At 38.9% G+C, this 18,701-nt stretch carries 14 protein-coding genes; 3 read left to right on the forward strand and 11 right to left on the reverse strand.

Annotated elements, in window-relative coordinates; all coding sequences use genetic code 11:
* Positions 1-177 precede the first annotated feature (177 nt).
* The 7 genes from R2Q66_RS21245 to R2Q66_RS21275 form a co-directional block, all read right to left on the reverse strand.
* On the reverse strand, positions 178-1,497 hold the full coding sequence (locus tag R2Q66_RS21245) for a DUF4302 domain-containing protein (RefSeq protein WP_316752997.1): 1,320 nt from the start codon (positions 1,495-1,497) through the stop codon (positions 178-180).
* Between the two features lie 5 nt (positions 1,498-1,502).
* Positions 1,503-2,831, reverse strand: coding sequence for a putative zinc-binding metallopeptidase (locus R2Q66_RS21250; RefSeq protein WP_316752999.1), 1,329 nt, complete (start codon positions 2,829-2,831; stop codon positions 1,503-1,505).
* 44 nt (positions 2,832-2,875) lie between these two features.
* Entirely contained in the window at positions 2,876-4,351 is a 1,476-nt protein-coding gene (locus R2Q66_RS21255) for a RagB/SusD family nutrient uptake outer membrane protein (RefSeq protein WP_316753001.1), read from the reverse strand.
* 12 nt (positions 4,352-4,363) lie between these two features.
* On the reverse strand, positions 4,364-7,891 hold the full coding sequence (locus tag R2Q66_RS21260) for a SusC/RagA family TonB-linked outer membrane protein (RefSeq protein ID WP_316753003.1): 3,528 nt from the start codon (positions 7,889-7,891) through the stop codon (positions 4,364-4,366).
* Positions 7,892-8,110: 219 nt separating this feature from the next.
* The gene (locus R2Q66_RS21265) at positions 8,111-9,259 is read right to left on the reverse strand and encodes a FecR family protein (RefSeq protein ID WP_316753005.1); all 1,149 of its coding nucleotides are present in this window, start codon (positions 9,257-9,259) and stop codon (positions 8,111-8,113) included.
* Between the two features lie 104 nt (positions 9,260-9,363).
* A complete protein-coding gene (locus R2Q66_RS21270; protein ID WP_316753007.1) occupies positions 9,364-9,951 on the reverse strand; it encodes an RNA polymerase sigma-70 factor in 588 nt (195 codons plus the stop codon).
* Positions 9,952-10,265: 314 nt separating this feature from the next.
* Positions 10,266-10,901: a phosphoribosyltransferase gene (locus R2Q66_RS21275; protein WP_316753009.1), complete on the reverse strand. Its 636-nt coding sequence runs from the start codon at positions 10,899-10,901 to the stop codon at positions 10,266-10,268.
* A gap of 288 nt (positions 10,902-11,189) precedes the next feature.
* Here R2Q66_RS21275 and R2Q66_RS21280 point away from each other — a divergent pair, with 288 nt between their 5' ends.
* Both R2Q66_RS21280 and R2Q66_RS21285 read left to right on the forward strand, forming a co-directional pair.
* The gene (locus tag R2Q66_RS21280; protein ID WP_316753011.1) at positions 11,190-11,999 is read left to right on the forward strand and encodes a universal stress protein; all 810 of its coding nucleotides are present in this window, start codon (positions 11,190-11,192) and stop codon (positions 11,997-11,999) included.
* 30 nt (positions 12,000-12,029) lie between these two features.
* Positions 12,030-12,473, forward strand: coding sequence for a hypothetical protein (locus R2Q66_RS21285; RefSeq protein ID WP_316753013.1), 444 nt, complete (start codon positions 12,030-12,032; stop codon positions 12,471-12,473).
* A 27-nt stretch (positions 12,474-12,500) separates the two neighbouring features.
* Here R2Q66_RS21285 and R2Q66_RS21290 read toward each other — a convergent pair whose 3' ends face one another.
* The 4 genes from R2Q66_RS21290 to R2Q66_RS21305 form a co-directional block, all read right to left on the reverse strand.
* Complete coding sequence (locus R2Q66_RS21290) at positions 12,501-13,661, reverse strand: glycoside hydrolase 100 family protein (protein ID WP_316753015.1); 1,161 nt, start codon at positions 13,659-13,661, stop codon at positions 12,501-12,503.
* A 10-nt stretch (positions 13,662-13,671) separates the two neighbouring features.
* Positions 13,672-14,814: a glycosyltransferase family 4 protein gene (locus tag R2Q66_RS21295; RefSeq protein WP_316753017.1), complete on the reverse strand. Its 1,143-nt coding sequence runs from the start codon at positions 14,812-14,814 to the stop codon at positions 13,672-13,674.
* Positions 14,811-15,446, reverse strand: a complete 636-nt coding sequence (locus R2Q66_RS21300; RefSeq protein WP_316753019.1) for a PIG-L deacetylase family protein — start codon at positions 15,444-15,446, stop codon at positions 14,811-14,813. Before R2Q66_RS21300 ends, R2Q66_RS21295 begins: the two co-directional genes overlap by 4 nt.
* Before the next feature lie 160 nt (positions 15,447-15,606).
* Entirely contained in the window at positions 15,607-16,653 is a 1,047-nt protein-coding gene (locus R2Q66_RS21305) for a response regulator (RefSeq protein ID WP_316753021.1), read from the reverse strand.
* A 313-nt stretch (positions 16,654-16,966) separates the two neighbouring features.
* On the opposite strand from R2Q66_RS21305, the gene R2Q66_RS21310 reads away from it, so the two are divergent.
* A complete protein-coding gene (locus R2Q66_RS21310) occupies positions 16,967-18,700 on the forward strand; it encodes a DUF4091 domain-containing protein (protein WP_316753023.1) in 1,734 nt (577 codons plus the stop codon).
* Position 18,701 lies beyond the last annotated feature (1 nt).

Below are 18,701 nucleotides of genomic sequence, written 5' to 3' on the forward strand. Positions count from 1 at the left end.
ATCAGTTTGTTGAAATGTACAGTAATACCAAATGCATGAGGATGTGCCGAAACGACAAATTAAGGGGGGAAATGGGACTTATTGCTAATGCCTGTTGTTTTCAATAACGTAAAAAGGGTAGAAAAATATATATTTTTCTACCCTCAGATGCTAAAGGAATTTTAAGTGGCCTCCGGATTATTTCAATTCTCCTGAGGTATAAAAATTCGGATCATCCAGACTGGTAATACTACCAACCTGACCTTGAACCGGATCTAATTTGTAGTCCAATTTAAACTTATGATCAGCAAAAATCTTTGTTAATGGTAAAACTGCATTCAATATTACAGCTGTTCTTTCCTCTGTATTCACAAATTCAAAATCATAAGTTCCATCAGCGGTTTTAGTATAGCTATAAACAAATTCCGAAACTGTTGGAAGAATACTTCTGATGGTGGTCACCATAATCTTCATCTCGTTTGTTTCAGCATTGAAAACGAAATTAATATTTCCGAGTTTTCTCGTGTTAAGTGCTAATGTTCTAACCATTGCAGCACGCATGTCTACAAAGCCTGGCGACCAGGTCTGATATGGTGTAGAGAATACGGTAATGGACTTAAAGCGATCAGTACCCATTAAAATATGCAATGGAATGATTGGAAGATCACCTCTTAAAATCTCCATTTGCTTACCGTTTGTGGTTGTTGCTATCAGCGGTTTTTTTGTTTTATCCCATGTTATTGTTTTGAATGCAATGTCATTAAAAACAAGCGGTTTATTAAAGAACATACCAGTTGTGGTATAGGCAAAAGGGGCTTCTGCTGTTTTTACCAGGCCATTTTCTACCCAGGTAAAAAATGCTTTCTTCACATTCAGGGCCATATTTACGGAGAATTGAACTTTGCTGATCTCGTTGTTGCCTGTGATGTAAAGGTTTTTATTGACATTGAAATAGTTTGTTAACTCTGCTGTTAAAGGTTTAAGTCCTCCTTTTAAGTAGAAATCTTGTTGTTCTGCATTTAGTTTCACTAAAAACAGATCGCTTCTTCTCTTTTTTCCAACAAGCTTAATTGTATCTCCTTTTATCGCAGAAAACTCGAATTCAAAATCAGATTTAAAACCTACACCCGCGGTTCCGCCGATCACATCACCATTTGGGTCCGCCAGTAAGTGCAGGTAGTTATAGGTGTCGAATAATAAAGAGGGGCCCATTACAGCTTTCAATCTATAAGTGCTTTCCATTAACTCCGTAGCTGTGCCAGCGTCAATTTCAGCAAGCATTTTAACGCGATCCTGGTCATTAAAGTCCATATAAAAACCGTAGCCACCGCCACCTTCAGTAAAGAGGTAGGCTGCCCAGCCATTCTTAGTAGATGTAAGTGCTTCGCTGTAGGTTTTTAAACTTTCTTGTGCTCTTAATTCCGGCATTTTTCCGTCGATCAATAAATCTTCGGATCCTTTTTTACAACTGCTTAATGCCAGTGCTAAACAGAGTATGGTTAATATTTTGATTTTCATAATAATTATCTGATTAGTGATCCGTAGAAATAGCTTGAAGTATTAACCGAGCCTTTAAAGCCGCCCTTTGTTAAATGCTCAGGGGATAAGAATGACGCTGTTGAAGCTTGCTCAATGATATCCAAAAGTGGTTTCATTTGAAGTCTGTATTTTGTCCCTTTGTCCGTTTCTACTCCGGTAATTGTATTGTCCGGTACGAAAGTCACCTTATCTCCAACCACTGTTACTTTGTAGTTGTAAAACCACTCTTCATTTGTACTGCCATTTTTAACAGTCATCACCAGGGTTGCAATTGGTTTTCCTACCAATGTGCCAAACCTCAGCTCAAACTGATCAGCTACAGTAAGCGAAGCACTTGCTGTTTTTACAGCTGCCGCTGCAGCAGTATAGGCACTAGTAAAGGCAGTAGATTGATTTTCGTCACTTTTTGCCACGGTCATCTTACTATAAGTATTTCTGGACAGGTTGGTGGCAAAGGAGGTGATACGGCCAGTTTCTTTATCAAAAGAAGCTTTAACCTCGGTCTGTAGCTTTCTGAAATTGATGTTGTAAGCCATTTTAAAGTAGTTTACAATCATTTGTTCTTTTTGTCTTAATCTCGACTTACCGAGGTCGCCGGCAGTATTCACATAGGCATCAAACCAATCCTGACCTTCTACCAGCAGAAAAGCAATCATTTCCACAAAATCCTCATTGTCGTTGCTTCTTGAATATCTGGAAACAAAACCGAGCCTTTTTGCCTCATTCGCTGTATTTACGTTAGCGGTCCAGTTTGCTGCATACTCCGGAGATATTCTTGGGAAATCTTCAGGGATTGGCGAGTTCTGGTGAAGTATATGACCAAACTCATGGTGAATGGTATGCATCATTTGTTCTACATTGGCTGTGTTTGATTTCTGAAAACTGTTAATGATAAACAGGTTAATTCTTCTACCTGCATCAGCAGTTCCAAGGGTGATGGTCCCATCATTATTGTATTCGGCACTGCCAATTAGAACAATTTGTTTAGGTGCATAAGGTTTAATAAATTCTTTGCCGGCAACGGTTAAATAGGGGCTAAGCCAGATGGATTTTACGGTTTCCATAGCAGGAATAACTTTGCTCTCCAGCGGTGGTACTAAGTCTTTAGCCAGAGACAGCTGGTAGCGGTCCCAACGATATAACACCTCAATGTTGAATGGATCAAGGTATTCCTTTGTCAACCATTCATCTGTTGGTCCGGGTTTAAAGGAGTCTATGTTAAAGTTGTCCATATTGGCGTTAAGTGGGCCTTCTTTTTTACAAGAAGCCAGTGCCAGACACAGAATAGCTATATAGTTTATCAATGTTTTCATTAGAAAATATATTTTTAGTAATGTTTATTTTAGGTCTGCCTGGTTTAACGTGGATTTTGTGCTACTCCCGAAAGGATAACTTCTTTTGGCAACTGAAACAATCTGCGCGGATCGGTAGGAGACAGTTCAACCGTTTTTTCTTTCCCGTTAATATCCAGTAAGTTGTGTTTTACCGTCAGTTTATGTCTTAAAATATCAAACCAACGCATGCCCTCGGTAATAAATTCCATTTTCTTAAAATCAAGAATGCCTTTTATCAATACCTCTTTTTCATTGGTATTCCGGTAAAAACCTTTTAGTTTATCTAAGGTTAAGGCATCTGTTACAGGGTTAAAATTCACAATTCTGGTACTGATAAAGCTGTTAAGGTCTTTTAACGCCAGATCTGTACTTCCCAGATTTACATAGGCTTCAGCTCTGTTTAATAGGGTTTCATCCGTAGTAAAGGCAGGTAAAATAGTATAACCAATACCTGAACTTGAATTTACACTGGTCAGGGAGAAATGTTCTTTCCACTTAGCCATAGTATATTGTGGCGCACCACCAAAAGTGTATAGCTTATGTGCCCAGGTTCTGCCGGTCGCGTTACTGCGGTTAAAGATTTCGTCGGCCAGTTTCTGACCGAAACCAAATCTTTGGGAGCCTCTTCTAGACCACCATGAAACGGTTTCTATGAGCAGCAGGTTCGATTTTTCAGTTGTTTGCGAAAATCTGGCGCGCAAATCCTGTGGGGTCAACGCAAAATACTCCGTACTCCATGGACGTAAGCTTGTTTCTACAACTTCACCAGTAAAGACATGATCCGCATGGTCTACCACTTTATTGTAATCGCCTTTGAAAAGATAGAAGCGGGTAGCAAAAGCATTTGCTGCGGCAATGTTAAAATGGTATTTCTGTACTTTGTAAGCCGTGTTTTTGATCAATGGTAAACCTTCTTCCAGGTCACGTTGTATTTGTTCATAAACAGATTTTACAGTTCCTCTGTCGTATTTCTGAAAAACTACAGTTTCCGGAGCGGTAACATAAGGTACACCAGGTGCATTATTTGCGCCATTGATATCGTAAGCTGTCGCATATAGGGTAACTAACATAAAATGCGCATAAGCACGGGCAACTAAAGCTTCGCCTCTATAAGGGCGGATTTTAGGGTCGTTCATATTTTTGTCGACATAACTAAGTGCCTCGTTTGCTGCTGCAATTGCGGTATAGCAGGCGTTCCAGTAAAAATCGGTAGAACCCTGTGCTCTGTCTCTTACTTCCTGCCACATATACGGATCTGTATTGGTAGGATCTTCAGTACCTTCATTCGGACCTTTGTCTTCCGCACTATCAGAGGCAGGTTCAGTAAAACTGATGTATTCAGCTTTTGGGTAGGCAGAAGTTAAGAGTTCTGCTACTTTTTCTACAGAGTTTAGTTCCGAACGCATATCAGGAACCGTGTCCAGGTATTTCTCGCAACTTGTAGTAGAAAGCGCAAGTGTGAAAACCAGTATATATTTTAAGTTTTTATTTAAATTCATGTTGATCTGTGTTTAGAAACCTAGTTTTAAGGATAGCGTAAATTGACGTGGAACCGGAAGCGATACTCCACCCGAAGTATAGAATTCAGGATCTTGTCCATTTAAGCGTTTATCAGCATATAATAAGGCGAGGTTGTTTCCTACAATACTAACTGTAGCGTTGTTTGCGCCAATTTTACCAGCAACAAGCTTTGGCAGATTATAGCTGACCATGATTTGCTTCAGGCGGATAAAACCTCCATCGGCAACTCTTACATCCGTATAATTGTAAACATTATATGGATAATCAGAGCCCAGGTTACTGTTTACAAATTTATCCGCAATACCGGGGATGTTGGTTTTAAGTTCATCGCCAGTTTGCATCCATCGGCCAACAAAGTCGTTAGACATAGAAGAAAGGTCGTTGTAGCTTGCAGAGAAGGCAGGGTTTAACCTAATCTTGTTTCCTGCACTAAAGGTCAGCAAGGTGCTTAAAGTGAAGTTTTTGTAAGAGAAAGTGTTGAAAAAACCACCATTCATCAAAGGATCTGTAGGACCTTCATATTTCAGATGAGAAATATTATCATCCTGTAAATAAACATTGTTAACATGACGTTCGCCATTTACACCAACAAATGTAGGAGTACCTGTTTGTGGATTTAAGCCATCAAATTGAACAGAGAACAAACCTCTTTGCGGATAACCTTCCAGGGCATCACCACCAGCCGCGATCAGGTTCCAGATCAGGGGAACACTTTCCAGTTTGGTGATTTTACCTTTATGATAGCCGAAATTCAGCTGAGAACGCCATTTCAGACCGGTTCCTGTCAAAATCTGAGCCCCTGTTGTGACCTCAATACCTTTAGATTTCATGTCGGCATAGTTGGCATATTTTATAAACTGACCACCGATACCTGATGTTCTTACTGCACCAATCAGGTCGTAACCATTTCTTTTATACAAATCTACTGTCAGGCTTAAACGGTCCTTTAAAAAGCCCAGGTCGAATCCAATATTGGTTTCTAATTGTTTTTCCCAGGTCAGTTCCGCGTTTTTAAGTCCACCAATGACCAATGCAGTTTCAATATCACTTAAAAATGGTCTTTTTGTACTTTGATTGTTTAGGATCAAACTGGCATTGGTTGCAGGGCCCATGCTGGCGGTTAATCCGTAAGTACCTCTAATAGTAGCTCTGCTGAATACATTTTGCTTTTCAAAGAAATCTTCCCTGTCCATATTCCAGGCACCACTGATATTCCAGGTTGGTAACCATCTGGCAGTACTTGTACCTCCAAGCAGGTTGGATCCGTCGTACCTCATGGTACCATTGATACTATACTTGCCTTTATAAGAATAGGCGACTCTTCCTAAATAAGAAAGGTATCTTTCTTTCTGGGTATTCATGTTGTAATAGAAGAAGTTACTTTCTACACTTTTCTTAAAATAGTCGGGGTCGATAAAAGGCACACCACCACGGTCATATTGATAACCTACGCCGTCAAAAGCGCGGCGCTGTCTGTCAATAAAGCGCATTTCGGTAGATAAGAATGCGTTTAGCAAATGATCCCCATTGTATTCTTTGTTCCATTCCAAAGAGTTCCTCATGTAATAGTTTTCCATATTGTCGCTGTTTACATTGTAAAAGCCACCTGCAGGTAATATTACTCTTGGCAAAGCATTTGGGTTATCCGGATCCTTATACAGGAATTTATTGTTATTGATCACATAAGAATCACCAGCCGCTCTATAGGCCATTGGCATATTGGAATTGTCATTAATCCGGTGCTCATTATCGCTTTTTACATAGCGGTAAGCAACATCAAAGGAATATTTTAAGCCATTGATGATTTTATATTTTAAACCACCCTGAAGTTTAAAATCCAGCATTTTAAGCTGCATGGTATTATTTTCAAGTTCGTGGAGAATATTAAAAGGGGCAAAGTTTTGTACAAAGAATTCTTTATTTCCCTGTTCGTCGAAAGCAGCAAGCGTGCGACTGGTGTTAAGGGCATAAGTGAATGGGTTGATGTCAAATTCTCTGGTAAACTGACCACTAACAGCACTACTTCTTCTTCCAAGGGAACCTGGTGTAAATTGATTACGGATCGAGCCCTGGGTAATTAATTCAATGCTTAGTTTATCAGATAAGTCAAAGTTACCTCTCACATTTCCTGTAAATCTTTTTACGCTGTTTCCAACGGTCCAGCCATTATCACCTAAGTAACTGGTAGATATATAGTATTTAGATTTGTCCGTTCCGCTGGTTACACTTAGGGCGTGTTCCTGCATAAACGAATTTTTAAACAAGAGGTCAAACCAGTCGGTATTACCGTTGGCATATCGTGTTAAAAATTCCTTTCTGTTTGGTGCATCATTTCTTAAATTGAACTGATCGGTTGCGCCATCATATTGGTACATTTCATTGTACATCTTGTAAAATACACCACCACTTGCACCTCTGGAAACCTCAGAATGATTTAACCAACCTTTGTTCATCATTTCTGCAAATACCGACATCTGATCAGCTGAGTTCATGATGTCATACTCATTATAAGAAGGTTTTAAGTAGGTGCTGAAGTTTCCTGTGTAGGAAAGTACGGGTTTACCATCTGTTTTCTTACCTTTTTTAGTGGTTACCACAATTACCCCATTCATTGCACGGGCACCGTACATTGCTGTTGCGGAGGCATCCTTTAATATCTCGAAGCTTTCGATATCATCAGGATTTAGTCCGGCCACAGAAGAGCCGATTAAAGTACTTGGATCACCAGTAGAGAGCTGTTCATTGGAAATGTTCACTACATCTTCCAATATGATCCCGTCTACTACCCATAATGGTTTATTTTCGCCATTGATGGAGGTTGCACCTCTTACCCTGATTTTAGGGGCGGCTCCGAAAGTGCCCGAAACATTTTGTACGGAAACACCGGCCACACGACCTTCTAACATCCTGCTGACGTCGGGAACACCTGCACGTTCAGCGTCTGTGGCCTTAAGTTTTGTAGCTGCTCCTGTAAAAAGTTTTCTGTTCAGGTCCTGATATCCGGTTGTTACAATGCTGACTTCGTTCAGACTGCTGGTCTGTAAAGTCAATCGAATGACCTTCAAATCCCTGGCTGCTTTGATTTCCTTGTTTTCAAAACCGATATAGGAAACAATCAAAGTAACATTCTCATCTACACCAGCCAGTAGAAAATCACCATTGGCATTCGTTTTTGTGAGCTGTGATGTGCCTTTTACGGCAATTGTAGCACCGGCTAAACCTTCATTGTTTTCATTTACTACTTTTCCTTTTACATCAATTGTAGCGAAACGATCAATTACACGATCAATAAAAGAGCTCTCTTTCTCTTTGATGACCACTGTTTTTTTATCTATCGTATAGTTTAGGTTTTTTCCTTTCAGCAATTCATCCATGACTTGCTCAAGCGGGGTGTTGTTGAATTTTACGTCTATACGTTCTGTGCTTTTAATCTTTTTTGAAATCAAGAGCACATCATAGCCGGTTTGTTTTCGGATTTCTCTAAAGACCTCGTCAAAAGATGCTTTAGTTTGGTTCATGGTGAGCTTTTGAGCGAAGGAGGCCGCGCTAACCTGGAGTAGGCTAGCAATTAATAGAAAGGCGGTTAACCTCGTTATTAATAGCGATTTGTGTATGCAGCGCAATTGCCTGCACAAAATTTTGGTATAAATTTTATACATTTCTAATCTGTTAATTCGTAATAAATTTTGTGGGTGGGTTGGTTGGTTATTTGGTTTTTATGAGGGGTGTTATTTGTTTTATTTTTTCAATACGATGATTTTATTCCCTTCTATTTCAAACTTTAGGGCTTCTGTAAGTTCGAGAAGGTTTAATACAACGCCTATGTTGCTAAATCGGCTCAATGAACCATAAACGTTCCTGTTTTTAATGGTCGGATCTTTATATTCGATAGTTACATTATACCAACGGGCAATTTTATTCATGGCCTGCTCAAGTGTCTCATTGTTGAATCTGAAGTAGCCATTTTTCCAGGCTATGGCATCTTCAGCATTTACCTGATCAACATAGATTTTATTTGCTTTGATGTAGGCTTGTTCACCAGGCTTAATAATTGCCTCTGTTTCATTGGTGCGGGATGAAAAACCAATCTTAACGGATCCTTCTATTAAAGTAGTTTTGGTATTTCCATCTTCTTTATAAGAATTGACATTGAAGTGGGTACCCAATACTTTGATTTCCTGATCCGCTGTACGCACTATAAAAGGGTGCGCACTATCTTTGAATACCTCAAAGTAGGCTTCTCCGGTAAGTTCAACTTTTCGTTCCTTAAGTGTGGCAAATGAAGCCGGATAGCTAAGGGAGGAAGCTGAGTTAAGGTATACTTTGGTATGATCGGGTAGGGTAATGGTATAGGTTTCACCTTTAGCAGTAGAGAGTGTGTTTATTTTATCTTTTGCGGAAGTTATTTCTCCGACTTCATATAGAATCTGACCATCCTTAGTTTTGGTGATCCGAACGCCTGCTTCATTGGCCAATTCTCCCTTTGTAGCGGCATCCAGTCTGATGGTACGGCCATTTGCTAAGGTTAATAACGCTCCGTTTCCGCCTGGTTTTATGTTATTCAGATCAGCAATTTGTCTCGTTTGGTCTGCTTGTTTGGCTGTGTAATAAAATATACTCATTCCAAAAACCAGAGCAAATGAAGCCGCAACGGCAATACGTGGCCAGATTTTAATGCTGCGCGGTTTTGAAACAGGGAGGTTCGCTTCAGTTATTATATTTTTAAACAGGCGTTCCGCTAAGGCTTCCTGGTTTTTATCAGTAGTTACGTTTTGTTCTAAATTTTCGTAAGTCGAATACCATTCATTAAATTCTTCCATTTCCTGTTCGGAGATGGTTCCTTTAACGATTTTATCGGAAAGCATATTTATTTTATGTTCGTCCATTTCTAGGGCAGTTTGGAACATAGTCCCATGAGTAGGACTATACCCTACCTTTTATTTTATTTATTTTTGATTATTCTGAATTCGTGTTCCGGAGCGGATCTGTTTTAATGGAGGAATAGGATAAATATCAGGGATAGACCCAGTTTGGTTTTTAACACTTTTAGGGCTTGTGTTACATGTTTTTCTACTGCTTTTTCAGAGATACCTAGTTCAGCAGCAATCTTTTTATTGGTGTAATTCTCATCTCTACTCATGTTAAAAACCAATTTACATTTTGGCGGTAAAGTGTCTATGATTTTACTTAAGCGGTTTTGAAGCTCTTCTAAGTCATATTGGTTCCAGTCGTAATTTTGGTTTTGAAAATTCTCCAACTCAGCTTCAGTTCCAAGTTGTTGCTCAATAATAGATCTCTTAAAACGTTTAGATCTTCTTTTAATCACTTGAAATTTTATAGCTACAGCCAGATAGTTTTCAAAGTTAACTTTAAGCTGAAAGGTTTCTCTATTTTTCCAGAGGTTCAAAAAGATATCCTGAACGGCTTCTTCTGCTTCAGCAGGATCATTTAATCGTTTCGAGGCAACGAAGTAAAGTTTACTCCAGAAACGGTCGTAGATAATTTTAAAAACGGTTTCATTGCCATGCCTTAAAAGGTCTGCCAGTTCCTGATCAGAAAGTGTAGCATAGCTTGCCATTTTTTATCCCTAAAGCTGCAAGTTTACAGAAATTTAATAGTTTTTTAAAATGAAGGTTTAATCTTCCAAAACACATTGAAAAATGTTAAAGATAATTATCAATCTGTCAACCAGTAATATAAAGTATACAATTGTTGTTAAAAATTATTCAAGACTCAGGCTGTCTTTATTTTTATCAACAGGTAAAATATTTTGCTGATAAAGAAGTGAAAAAATTGTAATAAACAAAATGAGGGTATAGGTAAAAGGGGATGGGAATCAGGTTTAAATAGATCGGAGGAGTTGTTCTGTATTTGAAGCAGTACATGGATGAACTATTTATTATGGCGTGCTTTTCGTAGTTTTTCCAAGTAAAATATCACTTCTTGATCACTGACCTCATTGAAGTTTTCGTAAAAAGCGCCCACAGTGGAAAATGCTTCCGGGATCAATATCGTTACGACTTCATCTACCGCTTTCGATAATTTTTGGACAGCCTCCCTGGATGATACCGGAACACCAATAATAATTTTATCGGGGCGTCCATTACGTAACAGTTGTAACGTTCCCAATATTGTATTGCCAGTTGCCATTCCATCATCAATAATAATAACTGTTTTACCTTCTATATTTTCAGGAGTCTTATTTCCCATGAATTTTTTATACATTTCTTTAAGCCGGGTACGGATAGCAAGCAGTTCTCCTTCAATATACGCTTCTGAAACATCCTTGTGGGGTACAACAAAATAATCCGAAAGGTTTGCGGCACCAATAGCATATTCTTTGTACATGGGATGTCCAATCTTTTTAGTTAGGATCACCTCTATTGGAAAGCCAAGTTCTAAAGCAACGAAATAGGCTAGGGGAATGCCACCCCTTGGTACAGCCAGGACAACACCGCGATCGCTCCGGTATTTTTTGAGTTTGCCAGCTAGTAGTCTGCCAGCCTCAGTTCTATCTTGAAACATCATGCCTATGATTTTAACCTTCAGCGTTGATCCGGGATTTTCATGTTTGGTACTTTCGGAACTTAAAAATAATAATAATAGATAGATTTTATGGTGTTGATTGTCATCGTTTTGAGTGATGTCGAATAAGATTGTATGCTGTGAAAGCAGTGATGAGCATCATGCACTAGTTTGATCATTGTCAAGCCAATACTCTTTTAAGCTACCTAAATTAGTGTTTAATAAAGCCAATTTGTATCTATGATTAAGGTATTGGTATCAGAAATTTTAAGGTGTAAATCAATTAAAAAAATGAAAACTATTCTGATTCCTACAGACTTCTCGGGACCCGCACAAAATGCAGCTTACTATGCTTTGCACCTTGCTAAGGCTTTAGAAGCTAATTTAATACTATGTCATGCGTTTACAATTACACAACTTGGCTGGCCTTTGTATGAGTATTCTACCATGAAAGAGTCGACTATTAAGCAATTGGTTTTATTTGCTGATCAGCTTAAAACACATTTTCTAAACGACCCTGATACAAAGTCCGCGCCTCCACCTGTTATATCATGTGTAAATGAGGTGGGTACGGTTTCGGATTTGATCCCTAAATTAATCCGGGATCATGCGGAAAACATGATTGTCAGCCATCATCTGATCAATGATATGCAAGTGCCAATTCTGCTTATCCCTGCGGAAACAAAATTCAGTTCTATAAAAAGGATTGCATTTGCGACAGATTTTAATAATAAACATATAGAGGTGATCAGGGCGCTTACCGGTTTAGCATTTAGATACGATGCAGACTTAGTGATCACGAACGTCAAAGATGAATGGGTAAATGAGGAGGAACACCATCAAAAAGAACATTTATTTCTGGATAAATTGATTGCTGAAATTAATTATCCAAAGTTCTATATGAGACATATTACGGATGTAGATATTGATGAAGGGCTTCAGCTTCTAAGTTATGAGTATAAGATAGATATGGTGGTGATGGTCCATGAAAAAATGTCTATGCTTGACCGTTTATTGGTAGGCAGTCATACCCGGTCTTTGGCAAAACACATTAAAATCCCACTACTGATAATTCCTGAAAATTTACATCCTGATTTTTAACTTCAATATATCATTTCAACCCGAAGTACTATGACAATAATAGTAAAAGATAAACTGATGAAATCATTAACTAAACTACCTGCAAAGGCTTTAGAATATTATATAAATGCAAGGCGATGGAAAACTCACCTGGATTTTTTTAATATCGAAGTCGTTTTTCTGAACCGCATTATGGAAGAGCATTTTTTACAGCTGGCAGGTGATAACTATAAAAAAAAAATGACCTCACTGGGTAGTAAGTTGTTAGTACTAATGAATGAAAAATACCATGTAGATGGATTATTGGAACAGCAACTAAAAAAACTGGAACTGCTTGCAGAAGGTTTACCGAAGGAAAGTCCGGATGAACTGGCAGGAAAGCAGGCTCATTTAGAATGCCATATTATAGATCTGATTCATGAATACCGCGAAGTAAAGCGGGAATTGTATGCTATTGTGGAAGTTGTATTAAATGAGCGGAAGTTATTGGTTTGAAGCGCCGATAAGCACTGGGAACGATGATCAGGCTGAAAAAAATGGGGTCGAGTTTTTTTCTACACAATCAACAGCATACAGGTAAAGTGATGCTGACCATGTTTGCCAATCTTGTCCCATTGGTTGTCCGGTTTGAGCTTTATACCATTCGTTGAATCCATATTTAAGTTCTTTATTACTTGCAATTGAGATTAAATCTGTGAGTGTGTAAAGCTTCTCTTTAGCTAACTTATATTTCCCCGTTGTTACGAGTGCCGCAATATGAAGCGCAGAAATAAAAGGCCAGATTCCGCCATTGTGGTAATCTCCGGGCATGTTGAAATCAGCATATCTTGTTTTCCAATCCGGATCACCAGGTCTTATAAAAGGAAAGAAGTTAGGGGCAAGATCAATTGCCAATTCCTCTTTTGTTTTCATTTGTTCGCATGCAGCTTCTATCCAGTCTACCATGTTTTTGGCCCTGGTCGCTGAGGCTAGTCCCGATAAAATGGCAATACTATTTCCCAGGAGATCAAATCTTTCGCTGCTATAAATTTTGTAGGACCAGACTGCGTAGTAAGGTTTGGTTTTTACCACCATTCCCTCATGAAGATGATGTGGATTAGCATTTTTAGTAATTGTAAAATGCTGCATTGCTTTCTTCAGGCCTTCTGCGCGGTTATGATCATTTAAAATTTTCAGATAGCTGTATACTACTGCATTAACATATAGCCCAAAACCAAGGACCCATTGTTCATCCCGCCAATCACTGGTTGGTTGTTGTGCGACGAGGTAATCATCAGAAGGGCTTTGGTACTCCATCCAGGTTAGTGCTTTTTGAACGGCAGTTTCCAGAAAGGTTGGATCTCCATTAAATTTCCTGAACATTCCCACTGCTAATAAAAACAATGGTGTAGTGTCACTTGCACCACGATTCTCCGGATCATGTACCATTGAGGGGATATGCCCTCTGCCTGACTGGTTTATGGATAACACTTCAAGTGTTTTTCTAACCGAAGCAATCAATTGAGTATTGCCTGAAACCAGTATACCTGGTACTGATAACATTAAATCTCTGGTATAGGGCTCCGGATATCCCCATGCTGCGGTACGTGGAAGTCCTTGAAAAGGGCCGTGTACATTATGAAGGAGTACTTCAAGTGCTCCCTGTCTTGCATTTTCGATGTCTTGCCAGCTTTTGGTTTTCATGAGATCTATGTTAGAATATATTAAGCCTTTCAGCTACAATTTGTATAAACTTTGCTGCAACTGCGCGATAGTCAAAGTGTGATATGACTCTTTTACGTCCTGCATCTCCCATCTGTTTTCGCAGTTCAGGGGTAGTCATCAAACGAATCAGACCGTCTTTAATGTCATCAATATTTGCGCGGTAATCAACGGTTCTGGGTTCATCAAAAATTATCCTGTGATTATTCTCATATCCGGATTCATGTCCCAGATTAACTTCATTGACAACAATTTTTTGACCAATGTTGGCCAGGAATGCGGTCTGTCCATGTATTAGTGTATCCAGCATACCCATAGCGTTGATCCCAATTACCGGTTTTCCACATGATCCAGCTTCCACCTGTGGCATGCCAAATCCTTCGAGACGTGATGGGGCGGCATAAATATCACAGGCGCCAATAAGATAGGGGATGAATTGTCTGGAAATTATACAGGTATGAAACGATACATTTTGGCTAATACCTAATTGTTCGGATAATTCTTTATCAGCGTTAGTCTGAACAGCGGTCCGGGGCTGTGGCCATACTTTGCAAACGTATTTCCAGGGTGGCAATTCCTGTCCGGCAGCTGCTAATGCCTGCATGACTTCCCTTCCACCTTTCGAAGCTGCATCTCCACCTATGGTCAGGATCATGAGTTGTTCCGGACTAACGTTTAAAGCAGCCCTGACTGCAAGTATTTTGGGATCGTTTTTTTGGTATGGTCTAAATGTATCTGTATCACAACCGACCGGGAGAACTTCGATGTTATCTCCTTTAATGCCATCACGGACATACATTTCCTTAACCCAGTTTGAGGTAACGAGGATAAGCGGAAGTTTGTTCAGCACCTCCTGATAGTTGCCGATATAGCCATCAGCTACCAGCCAGGGTATTGCTTTTAAACCGGATTTTTGAGGGTGTAGCACCAACTGGGGGGTATGGCCCCAATATCCCGTTCCAACCACTATATCTGGTTTAAACCACTTGTAGTACCATTCTTTTTCCAGGGTTGATTCCAGGTGTACCGCATGGGCATCAACACCATTTGCAAGTAAACCTTTATATAGTAAATCTCCTTGTGTAGCTAATCCTCCGGGGGATGGCGGATAATCATATAGGACCAGTACTTTCATGATATGGAATTTTTTTTAAGCCAGGCATTGGCTGACTCTTTTGTTGTAAATCTCCAGAATGCTTCTGATGTTGGGACAGTTTTTGCTTCCCAGCTGTCGGGATTAAAACCATAAATGTTTGTCATGATGTGATATTTTTGTTGCCAGAACTTATCCGGTATCTCATAATATAGGTCTGCATTGCTTAGTGCTTTAGGGAAATAGCTGCTGTTACCGTCCTCATAAGCAAAAATTAAAAGCTCATTACAGCATAATTTATCTTCCATCCATAAACTCAGTACTGCTTTCCCTATTTCTTCATGTCGCCGATGCCGGGTATATTCTCCTAGTGGGTTATGTGTTATGATCAGGTCATAAGTCCTTTCTGGCAGGTTCTTAAGTATCAGTTCGGATATATGGTTTTTAGACTGTGGCGTTTGTAGTGGTCCATCATCAAGGTCATCCATTATACCTTCCCCATTGAAAATTTCAGCTGTTTTTTTAAATTTTGCTGCGCGGTCAGGGTCATTTTTCCTACATAAACATAAGATCAATAATTCCCATTCCGGGTGACTTAGTAAAGTTCCTCCGGCCCAAAGGGTTTCATCATCCGGATGCGCAACAACGATTGCTACCTTTTTTCTATGCTTCATAATTTAAAAACAAAAACGGTCCGATAGCTTATATAACAAAGATCTTATTGCTAGGTTTTATGAGTTAAGATGGTGAATGTCATCTATTTGCGTGTCTTCTGTTTTTTTAATGGATGGGCAATTCTGAACTATAGCAAAAGATTTGGGTAGCGCTTTTATATTAATTCTTTAAATGTGCCAGTCGGAGCGGATCAATGATCATAATTTTATTTGAATCCCGCATGATTAAACCGTCTTTTTTGAAATCACTCAACACACGGCTAACCGTTTCAGATGCCATTCCAGACATTGCAGCCAGGTTTTCCCGCGAGATATCGATCCATTGGACAACCCCTGCGTTATTTTTAGGATATAATCTAAGGAGCAATTGAGACATCCGTTTTCTAACTGAAAAATAGGCAAATTCTAGTAGCTGATGCTCTTTTTTTAGGTTGTTTGCCGCAATGATCCCTATGAATTTTTTTGATAAATCGGAAAATTTATCAATTAAGGGATCAAGAACGGCCCGGGGAAAAGTATATAATAAAGTCTCTTCTATGGTTTCAGCAGTTTCATGATGCACTTCTGCCGAAAAGTAGGCATTGATTCCAAAATATTCATTTTCCTTATAAATACCGGTCACCAAATCGCGTCCATCTGGAGTAGTTTTTAGGGTTTTTACAGATCCGCTGGCAATGAGATGTATTGCATCTGCGCTATCTTCCTGATAATATATTACCTGTTTCCTCTTGAAATGCCGAAGTCTGGATTCAGTGATTATTTTTTCAAAGGATTCTATTCCATTTTTGATATTTCCTCCATTGACTACTGAATCTGGTCTTTTTTTTTGTTCAGCTCTTTTTTTTAACCTCATTTCAATTGTTTCCAATATTTCGATATTTCTGAAGGGCTTAATCAGGTAATCATCAGCCCCCATGATCATACTCTTCCTGACTTCGTTTTGGTCATTTTTCGAGGCTAATATGATAAATGGAATGTTTTGGGCCTGTGGGAGTTTCTTAATTAATGATAAGATCATATATCCATCAATATCCGGTAACATGGTGTTACATAAAATCAGGTCGGGCTGGATTGTTAAGGCCTGATTAACGCCCTGTTTTCCATTATAAGCCTCTATTACATCATAATTTGCCATTTTTAACAGCAATATTGTGCTGGTTCTAGAGTCACTTTCGTCTGCTATGATCAATATTTTATACTTTTTCATTTTGATTAGTAATAAGTGATCAAAAGTTGTTTTCTTCTTTATTGATTTTTTACTTGTATTGAAAAGTATTTAGTGGTTTTTATTAGTGAATCTAGGTATAATATTCTCAGTATTTGATATTAAGGGTGTTGATGGTGAAAATCGTGTAATAGGTGTGCAATAAGTGAGCAATTAATTTAAGAATTTATACTAAGTTTTTTTTGCGTTTACAAAATGAAATCTATTCATATTGTTACACAAGAACAAACGCTTGCGTAACAAGCCTGATACGACAACCATTTTTCCTTCTTCCCTAAATGGCTAACTTAGAGCTATGAAACATCTCTTTTTTATTTGTCTATCCCTTTTCTATTTAAATGTTGGGGCACAAGACGCAAGTTTAGCGCTGCAAAAAAAGCCCTTATTAAATAAGCAAATTATCGATAGCGAATGGGCTAAAGTGCCCAATGGATTAAATGTAAGCTTTGCTTCCTCCAACACGCATTTTGCAAGAGAATTACCACCTAAATTGGATTTAGAAAAGAGCTGGACAGCAAAAGCCTGGAAAGGGGAGAAAATTCATACACAACTCCTGATATGGACAAATAAAGGTTCTAAAGATATCAGTTTAACCCTTTCCGATTTGAAAGATAAGCAGGGTAACCTCCTTAAAAAGGAAAATATGACTGTTGGTTTTATTGAATATGTCATGACCGATGAATTTAAAGATGGCTGTGGTCATCGAAAAGCAGCGGACTTCGATTCTTCGTATGTAGCTGATATGATTGATACAAAAACTCCATCTGTCTCAATAGAGAAAAACAATACCAAACCAGTTTGGCTTAGTATCAAGGTGCCAGCTAACACCATTCCAGGGAGTTATAAAGGCATAATTAAGATAAAAGGGGATAAGGAATATACTTTGCCTATCACCGTTCAGGTATTGGACAGAACACTACCTGATCCTAAAAAATGGCAGTATGATTTAGATTTATGGCAACATCCGGCAGCAATCGCCCGCGTACACAATGTGCCGCTTTGGAGTGATGCACATTATTCAAGGATGAAAGAATACTACGAAATGCTAGCCAATGCCGGCCAAAAAACAATAACGGCGAGTATAGTAGAGGAGCCCTGGGGCCATCAGACTTATGATGATTATCCGACTCTGATTAAATGGACTAAAAAGAAGGATGGAAGTTGGAAATATGATTACAGTTTATTTGATAAATATATAGCCTTTGTGATGGATTGTGGCATTACTGAACGGATTAGCTGTTACAGTATGGTGCCCTGGAAAATCGCTTTTACCTATTATGATGAAGCTTCGCAAAAAGAAATCGTTTTTAAAGATGCGATTGGAACACCGGCTTATAATGCTTTCTGGAAAACCATGCTGGTAGATTTTGCACAACATTTAAAACAAAAAGGCTGGTTTAGCAAAACTTATATCGCCATGGACGAAAGGCCAATGGCTGCGATGCAAGCAGTTATAAAATTATTGAAAGAGACTGATAAAGACTGGAAAATTGCTCTAGCCGGAGATTATCATCCTGAAATAGAACAAGATATTGATGTGTATAGCATTGCTTCAAGATTGGATTTTCCATCAGATATTCTGGAAAAGCGTAAGCAAAAAGGTCAAACCAGTACCTGGTATACCTGTTGTACTGAGCCTTATCCAAATGGCTTTACCTTCTCTTCTCCGGCAGAAGGCGTTTGGATGGGTTGGTATACGGCCAATAAAAACCTGGATGGATATTTACGATGGGCTTATAATAGCTGGACAAAAAATCCTATTGCAGATAGCCGTTTTACGACATGGCCAGCTGGCGACACCTACATGGTTTACCCGGGGCCGCTGAGTTCTATGAGGTTTGAAAAGCTAATTGAAGGCGCACAGGATTTTGAGAAAATCAGGTATTTAAAGTCATTGTATACTAAAAACAAGCAGACTCAGCAGTTAAATGAGCTAAATAAGGCTTTGGAGACTTTCGAGATAAAATCGCTGGCAAAAACCACAGCCGATGAAACGTTAAGAAAAGTAAAACCATTGCTAAATCAATAAT

Source organism: Pedobacter gandavensis, assembly GCF_032677645.1.
GTDB lineage: Bacteria > Bacteroidota > Bacteroidia > Sphingobacteriales > Sphingobacteriaceae > Pedobacter > Pedobacter gandavensis_A.